The following is a 7,123-nucleotide window of genomic DNA, read 5'->3' on the forward strand; positions in this document are numbered from 1 at the left end:
TTTCAAAAGCAACTTGCTCTGACAATTTTAAAAGTCTATTTTCCATCTCCATTTAAATCTCCTCCTCAAAAGGAGATTTAATTCTGGATTTATGCTTTGTAAAAATCACTTATTGGGAGGACACGTAACAGGTCTGTTCGGTTTTGATTGAACTATGAAATGAGCTATTTTGTCAATGTAACTTTAGTTATAAAATGAAATTAATATAAATATTTTAAAATTCTTTAAATATATTTGAAGGAGAAATATTTTTATCTAATAAATTATTCCAGACAGCATTAACCATTCCAGGTGAACCACAAATATAAAAATGAGAGCTAATTGACATTTCATTTAATATATTTTCTATTCCTAATAAAATATTTCCTTTTTGTTTATTAGAAAAATTTCCTTCTTCCGCAATAAAATGGACTTTTAAAAGTGAAGCATGTTTTTTAGAAAGTTGAATAAGTTCATTTTCAAAAGAAAAAGCCTCCGCTTTTTTGCAAGCATAAATAAGATGAATATTATTTTTTAATTCAAGATCACTTTCAAAGATATCTAAAAGTATAGATCGAACAGGAGAAATTCCAGAACCACCAGCAAAAAGAAAAATAGGTACATTTAAATTTGTTATTTTAAAATTACCTTTAGCTTTATCAAAGTAAATATTATCATCAAGAGTTAAATTTTTCCAGAACTTAACTCCTCTTCCTTCACCCGTAATTTGAACACATAATTCTAAATAATTTTTATTTTTTGCAGAGCTTGCAATTGAGTAACAAAATTGAAATTCTCCCTGACTATCTTTCATAAAAATGGGTATATGTTGACCAGATTCAAAAAAAAATTTGTCTGGTCTTGTCATTTTTATAATTAAATAATTAGATTCAATATTATCAATTTCTATGATATTTGATGAATAATCAGGAGTTCTTGAAAATTTATCAAAAAAAATTTTTGTCATTAAAATCTAACCTTTTTCAAAATTAAGATATTTCTTTTAGTATTTTTTCTGCAAATTCTTTTTTTGTTTTATTATCCATTTTTTTAATTTCATTATATATAACTCTTTCATTAATATTTTGATTCCAATAATCTAAAGATTCTATTCCAAATAAAGCATATTTACCAACTAATTGACGTAGAACTTCGTTAGTGGGTCCCATGACCCATCCTGCTTTTGTATCTCTTAGATATCTTTCTATTCCAAGCTCTGGTTTGTACCCAGTGCCACCACAAGTATGAAGCATTTTATCCGATACCTTAGCAACATTTTTTGCGCAAGAAAATTTTAATTGCCATAGCCAATGTAACATTTGAGTACGAGGGAGAATTTGAATGTCATTGTGAATGGACCAATCACAGTTTTCTGTTTTTTGATCTAATGCTTTTGCTTGGTGAAAATTAAAGGAACGAGATGCATTTGTTTCTATAATGCATTCTCCTATATAATCCTGAATGGTAGGATAATCTGCAACTCTCATTCCAACATCATTATGTTTCTTTTTTGTGGTATGATTTTTTGCAATATCAATCATTCCCATAGCAATCCCGTTCCAGCAGGCCGAAGAACATAATAAAAAGAAAGGATCAACAGCTTCATCATTTGATCGAGCTCCATCACCTTTAGGACCTATCATCCGATCTTTAGAAATTTCAACTCCATTTATTTCTAATGGACCAGATTGATTTCCTCTTAAACCCAAACCATCCCATGTGGCTGGGTTTGTTTTAACTTCATTTTTCCATATTAAAAAACAAGACAAGTCAGAGTAGTCACCTTTGAAATCAGGACTCGTTGTTTGAGTAACGTACCAGTCGGCAAAACCTCCTGAGGTTGTCCAAGAAGATTTTTTATATATTTGCCAACCATTATCTGTTTTTTCGCATTTTGAAGATAAGTGATACCAAAAATGAGAACCTGTTTCGGGATCTGAATAGGAAACAGTTCCAATTAATACTTCATTATTTATTTTTGATAATAAATTTTTAATGCAGGCATTATTATGATGTCTTAATAAAATTGCGCTCAATGCCGCAATATGCATAACGTAACACATTGCAGTACTAGCACATCCATATCTTGCAATAGTTTCAACAACCATTGTTGCGCAAGTATGGTTTTCTCCCATACCGCCAAATTCTTTTGGAATAATAAGTCCAAGCAAACCAATAGATGCAAGAGCTTCAAAGTTTTTTCTAGGATAGATTAAATTCCGGTCGCTTTCAATCGCATTTTTTCTAAGAGTTGATTCACATAATTGAATTAATTTTGTTTGAATTATTTTTTGTTCTAAAGTGAGATCCCATTGAGGATCGAAATCATATGACAAACCCCAAAAATTCTCATTACCCCATTTTTTATTTTCATTATTTTGAAAACTCATAAAAAAAAACTCCTATTATTATAAATTGAAAATTTTTATTATTAAAATTTTAGAAGAGTCTAAGTAACAATTTTTTCGAATTCATTCATTAAAATGTCATAAAAAATAAATAATTGCAAATGTTTAATTCAATTTATTTGTATTTTCTTAATACTATTCATAAATGGAGGGCTATTTTAGTTCAAATTTTGAAATTTAAGTTATTCATCATTATAATAAATAGTTACTTTAATATTATTTTTCTTCAGATTTTTTTATTAATGATTCACCAAGTTCTCTTAATTTCACTTTATCCATTTTTTTAATCTCGTTGTTTAAAACGCGTTCATTTACTTTGTTATTCCAAGCATCAAGAGAATCAGGGCCAAGAAGTGCTAATTTTCCAATTAATTGTTTTAATACTTCATTTGTCGGAGCCATAACCCATCCTGCTTTTGCATCTCTTAAGTATCTTTCAATTCCTAAAGCGGGTTTGTATCCTGTTCCTCCACAAGTATGTAACATTTTATCTGAAAGATATGTTACGTTTTTTGAACAAGAAAGTTTTAATTGCCATAACCAAGACATTTTTTCTGATTTTGGATAATGATTTTCTTGTTTATAAATTTCCCAGTCGCAATTATTTGTTAATTTGTCTAGAGCTTCGGCAATCTGAAAATTAAAGGCACGACAAGTATTTGTATCTGCAATTGACTCGCCAACATAATCTTGAATAGTAGGATAATCCGCAATTCTTAAGCCGACATCATCATGCCTTTTTTTAGTTGTATGATTAACTGCAATGTCGATCATTCCCATTGCAACTCCATTCCAACATGCAGAAGAACACATAAGAAAAAAGATATCTGGGGATTCATTATTTGTTTTATTTGCTTCACCTGTTTTGCCAATTAATCGATCTTTTGGAATTTCTACTCCATCAATTTCTAGAGGACCTGATTGATTTCCTCTCATTCCCATTCCATCCCAGGTTGATGCCCCCGTTTTTATTTCATCTTTAAATAATAAGTAACAAGATAGATTTGAGTAATCGCCATTAAAATTAGGGCTTGTTGTTTGGACAAGATACCAATCTGCGAATCCTCCAGATGTTACCCATGAAGCTTTTTTAAAGACTTTCCATCCTTTTTCTGTTTCTTCTGATTTTGAAGAAAGAGGGAACCAGGCATGACTGCCTGTTTGTGGATCAGAATAAGCAATAGTCCCAATTAATACTTCATTATTTATTTTGGGTAACAAGCTTTTAAAGAATGGATTTTCATGATGCCTTAATAAAATAGCGCTTAAAGCAGAGATATGCATAACGTAACACATAGCCGTGCTGGCGCATCCGTATCGTGCTATGGTCTCAACAACCATAGCAGCGCAAACATGACTTTCACCAAGGCCACCAAATTCTTTAGGAATAATTAATCCTAGCAATCCTAAACTAGCTAAAGCTTCAAAATTTTTTCTAGGAAAAATTAAGTTTTTATCGCTTTCTATTGCGTTTGTTCGCAAGGTAGTTTGGCATAATTCTATCAATTTTTTTTGTATGTTTTTTTGTTCATCAGTTAAATGCCATTGGGGGTCAAACTCAAATCCTAGTCCCCAAAAGGGATTATTGTCCCAAATTTTTGAATTTGTTTTATGAAGATTCATTCCTTAATTCTCCTTCAAATGTTCTATGCTAAAATTTAATAAATATTTTTATAAAAAAATATAAAATATGAATTATTAAAATTCAGTTTACTTAGTTGTCATAAAATGCAAATAAACGCAAATGAATCATGTTAAATTAGTGGGATATATATAATATTCTGGTTATGCGCTCTATGATTTAACAAAATCCATTTTTAAAATAAATAATAGATTTTATATTGCTTGAAAAAACGACTACAATAGGCAAAATTACTTCTTACTTATTTTCTTACCCTAACGTAATTTGGATTTACCTATGGCAACATCTGTACTGCAGTTTTTAGAACCTTCTAAAATTAAAATATCTAATAAAAAAGAAACAATTGGTTTAGGTATTTCTAATATTTCTTCACTTCTTAAAAATACAAAAATTAAAAGTAATTTATTAAAAAATAAATATATTTTTATCGGTGTTCCTGATGACAGGGGGGTTATTGCGAATGGTGGAAATCCAGGAGCAAAAGAAGGCCCCGATTCTTTTCGTAATTGTTTTTATAAACTATATGATACATGTATTCGAAAGTTTAATCCAAGTACTCATAAACCATTTCCTCCGCACTTAGATAATAGAGATAAATCTACTTTTTTTTCTGAATCTTTTTTTGATGCTGGAAATATTATTTTAGCAGATACTATTAAAGAAACACATGAAAGATTAGCATCCGTTGTTGAGTATTTTCTTGATCATGATGCAAAAATGATTTTTGTAATTGGTGGTGGTCATGATTTTACTTATGGCAGTTACAAGGGGCATGTTTCATCTCGGAAAAATGAAATTATTCCAATTGTAAATTTTGATGCGCATTTTGATTTAAGGCCTGATGATAACGGAATTATAAATAGTGGAACAGCATTTTATCGTATTATGAAAGATTTAAATACAAATATAATTGGTGGAAAAGGATTGCTTGAAATAGGAATTCAAAGAGATAGAAATCCTCAATCATTGACTTTATTTGCAAATCAAAATCAAATTCAAACAGTAGAATATTTAGCATTATTAAATGTATGGAGAGATATTGCTCATGGACATGCACAAACCCCACTTGAACATATTCGAGATCATTTAGATGAATGTGCTGCTTTAGGATTTGATAGAATAAAAGGCAGTGTTCATATTTCATTATGTTTAGATGTATTTGATCAATCTATAGCTCCCGGTACAAGTGCATCAACTCCTTTTGGTGTTCAAATAAAAGATCTTGCTCAATCAATTACATTTATTGCCAAATCCCAAACATGTCGTGTTATGGACATTGCAGAACTTTGCCCAGCAAGGGATACTCTTGAGATGACATCACGATTATGCGCTTCCCTTGTTTACCGCATTGCACTTTTACGGGAAGAATATTCTTCCAGATTAACTTAATCGTACTCTTGTCGCATTCATGAATATGAGTTAGTGGAACTCGTTGAGGAGGAACTTGTATATGGAGCAATCCGTTTATTATGTTGGCATGAATCCATATTTGCCAATATTGCTCATATTAATTTTTGGGCTTGCACTTGGTCTTGGTGTCAGTGGCGTATCACTCTTTCTTGGTCCTAAAAAACCAAATTCAAGTAAACTAGAAGTTTATGAATGTGGTTTGCCGGTTACAAGTTCTGCTGAAAACCGCTTTTCTATTAAATTTTATTTAACAGCAATATTATTTATTCTTTTTGATATTGAAACAATATTTATGTACCTTTGGTCAACTGCGTTTGATTATTTAGGATGGTTTGGAATTGTTGAAGTTGGTATTTTTATTGCAACTTTATCAATTGGCTATATTTACGTGCTTAAACGCGGCGCTCTTCGCTGGGATTAAGGAGATTGGGAATGATAGAAATTAGTTTTACTCAAATTATCAGTACTATTCTTCTTATGCTTCTTGGCATAGCAGTTGGTGCTCAAGTTGCTCCCATAATGAGTTGGGTTGAACGCCGTCAATGCGCCATTATTCAAAGGCGATTGGGTCCTAATCGTGTGGGATTTTTTCAATTCCGTTTATTAGGTTTAGGACAACCTATTGCAGATGCAATAAAACTTTTATTTAAAGAAGATTTTGTACCACCTTATGTACACAAAGTATTTTATGTTCTTGCTCCGGTTGTTCCTGTAGCAACAGGATTAGCTGTTACGGTAGCTATTCCATGGGGAAGTCACGTTGTTGTAAATAACCAAATTATAAATTTACAAGCAGTGAATTTAAATTCAGGATTTCTTCTAATTTTCGCTCTTTCTTCATTAGCTGTTTATGGTGTTACTTTAGCTGGATGGTCTTCAAATAATAAGTATTCATTATTAGGCGGACTTCGTGCTTCTGCACAAATGGTAAGTTATGAAGTTGCTATGGGATTAAGTATTATCCCACTTGTGTTTATTTGGGGTACGCTAGATTTACAAACAATGATCACAAAACAATCAGAAATACTTTGGGGATTTTTGCCAAATTGGGGATTCATTCATGCCCCTATTTCATTTTTTGTTTTTATTGTTACTATATTCGCTGAAACAAATCGTCTCCCATTTGACTTAGCTGAAAGTGAAGGAGAGCTTGTTGCTGGTTTCTTAACTGAATATGGAGCAATGCGCTGGTCTTTATTTTTTCTTGGCGAATATTCCATGATGTTTGTAATGTGTGTATTAACTGTTTCCTTATTTTTTGGTGGGTATGAGTTACCATGGCTTTCTCAACATTATCTCCTTGAAATATTAACTCCTCAAGTTGGTGAAGTTTTAGCTAGATGGGTTTTATTGCCACTTGGTATTATCGTATTATTAACAAAAGTAATTTTGTTAATGTGGATATTTGTTCAAGTTAGATTTACCATTCCTCGTTTTCGCTATGATCAACTCATGAAATTAGGTTGGATTTACCTTCTTCCAATTGCACTTATTAACCTTATTATTACAGCAATTATTACAGCGATTGTTAAATTTCATTAATAGAGCAAAGGGAAATTTTTATGGTGCGCCAAGATAAGTGCGTAAGAACCAGTGAGTGCGAATCTCACCCACGTAAAGATTAGCCATCAGCGTGGAAGTAAGCAGTGCGATTAATAAGGTAACAAATTAATTGAAGCCATTG

General features: G+C 31.4%; 6 protein-coding genes. 3 read left to right on the plus strand and 3 right to left on the minus strand.

Features of this window, described 5'->3' with window-relative positions:
- Positions 1 to 214: 214 nt before the first annotated feature.
- The 3 genes from ACIQ56_RS12765 to ACIQ56_RS12775 all read right to left on the minus strand — a co-directional run bounded on the left by ACIQ56_RS12765 (position 215) and on the right by ACIQ56_RS12775 (position 4,010).
- Positions 215 to 946 (minus strand): FAD-dependent oxidoreductase, encoded by a 732-nt coding sequence (locus ACIQ56_RS12765; RefSeq protein WP_397601441.1) that lies wholly within the window; start codon positions 944 to 946, stop codon positions 215 to 217.
- Between the two features lie 22 nt (positions 947 to 968).
- Entirely contained in the window at positions 969 to 2,369 is a 1,401-nt protein-coding gene (locus tag ACIQ56_RS12770; protein ID WP_397601442.1) for an acyl-CoA dehydrogenase family protein, read from the minus strand.
- 234 nt (positions 2,370 to 2,603) lie between these two features.
- The gene (locus tag ACIQ56_RS12775) at positions 2,604 to 4,010 is read right to left on the minus strand and encodes an acyl-CoA dehydrogenase family protein (protein WP_397601443.1); all 1,407 of its coding nucleotides are present in this window, start codon (positions 4,008 to 4,010) and stop codon (positions 2,604 to 2,606) included.
- A gap of 295 nt (positions 4,011 to 4,305) precedes the next feature.
- Between ACIQ56_RS12775 and ACIQ56_RS12780 the strand changes: the two genes are divergently transcribed.
- The 3 genes from ACIQ56_RS12780 (at position 4,306) to ACIQ56_RS12790 (ending at position 6,981) form a co-directional block, all read left to right on the plus strand.
- Positions 4,306 to 5,418, plus strand: a complete 1,113-nt coding sequence (locus tag ACIQ56_RS12780; RefSeq protein WP_397601444.1) for a formimidoylglutamase — start codon at positions 4,306 to 4,308, stop codon at positions 5,416 to 5,418.
- Positions 5,419 to 5,479: 61 nt separating this feature from the next.
- Positions 5,480 to 5,860 carry an NADH-quinone oxidoreductase subunit A gene (locus ACIQ56_RS12785; RefSeq protein WP_202614044.1) on the plus strand — a complete coding sequence of 127 codons (381 nt, stop codon included), beginning with the start codon at positions 5,480 to 5,482 and terminating at the stop codon, positions 5,858 to 5,860.
- An 11-nt stretch (positions 5,861 to 5,871) separates the two neighbouring features.
- Positions 5,872 to 6,981, plus strand: a complete 1,110-nt coding sequence (locus tag ACIQ56_RS12790) for an NADH-quinone oxidoreductase subunit H (protein WP_397601445.1) — start codon at positions 5,872 to 5,874, stop codon at positions 6,979 to 6,981.
- Positions 6,982 to 7,123 lie beyond the last annotated feature (142 nt).

This window comes from Silvanigrella sp. (assembly GCF_044369315.1).
GTDB lineage: Bacteria > Bdellovibrionota_B > Oligoflexia > Silvanigrellales > Silvanigrellaceae > Silvanigrella.

Bases quoted from the DNA above. Each gene is read 5' to 3' on its own strand.
- ACIQ56_RS12765 (WP_397601441.1), bottom strand. From the start codon at position 946: ATGACAAAAATTTTTTTTGATAAATTTTCAAGAACTCCTGATTATTCA.
- ACIQ56_RS12770 (WP_397601442.1), bottom strand. From the start codon at position 2,369: ATGAGTTTTCAAAATAATGAAAATAAAAAATGGGGTAATGAGAATTTT.
- ACIQ56_RS12775 (WP_397601443.1), bottom strand. From the start codon at position 4,010: ATGAATCTTCATAAAACAAATTCAAAAATTTGGGACAATAATCCCTTT.
- ACIQ56_RS12780 (WP_397601444.1), top strand. From the start codon at position 4,306: ATGGCAACATCTGTACTGCAGTTTTTAGAACCTTCTAAAATTAAAATA.
- ACIQ56_RS12785 (WP_202614044.1), top strand. From the start codon at position 5,480: ATGGAGCAATCCGTTTATTATGTTGGCATGAATCCATATTTGCCAATA.
- ACIQ56_RS12790 (WP_397601445.1), top strand. From the start codon at position 5,872: ATGATAGAAATTAGTTTTACTCAAATTATCAGTACTATTCTTCTTATG.